This window comes from Parvularcula marina (assembly GCF_003399445.1).
GTDB lineage: Bacteria > Pseudomonadota > Alphaproteobacteria > Caulobacterales > Parvularculaceae > Parvularcula > Parvularcula marina.
In genome coordinates this window covers 1-519 of the sequence record NZ_QUQO01000027.1, presented here as the reverse complement: position 1 = coordinate 519, position 519 = coordinate 1, and the positions used below count along the sequence as shown (strand labels likewise).

Here is a 519-nt window from a genome sequence, read left to right as displayed (position 1 = left end):
GTTTGTGCGTCGACTCTGTCACTGCTGAACGCTGGTGTGCCGCTGCGCGCACCCGTCGCCGGTATCGCCATGGGCCTGATCTCGGATGAAGTTGATGGCGTTACGCGCTACGCAGCTCTCACCGACATCCTCGGTGCTGAAGACGCACTCGGTGACATGGACTTCAAGGTTGCCGGTACGAGCGAATTCATCACCGCTATCCAGCTCGACACCAAGCTCGCTGGTTTGCCTTCGTCGGTTCTCGACGGAGCGCTCAAGCAGGCTAAGGACGCGCGTACCGCGATTCTTTCGGTGATCAACGCTGCAATCGACGCTCCCGACGAGATGGCCCCCACGGCGCCTCGCGTGATCTCGGTTCAGATTCCGATCGACAAGATCGGTGAGCTGATTGGCCCTAAGGGCAAGAACATCAACCAGATCCAGGATGACACCGGAGCCGACATCTCGATTGAGGATGACGGATCCGTCTACATCGGCGCTGTCGATGGTCCTTCTTCCGAGGCTGCACGCGCGGCGGTC

At 60.1% G+C, this 519-nt stretch carries 1 protein-coding gene; it reads left to right on the top strand.

The annotated features are described in order from the left end of the window. A partial coding sequence (locus DX908_RS16950) for a KH domain-containing protein (RefSeq protein ID WP_233508747.1) occupies positions 1-519 on the top strand: 519 nt, incomplete at both ends.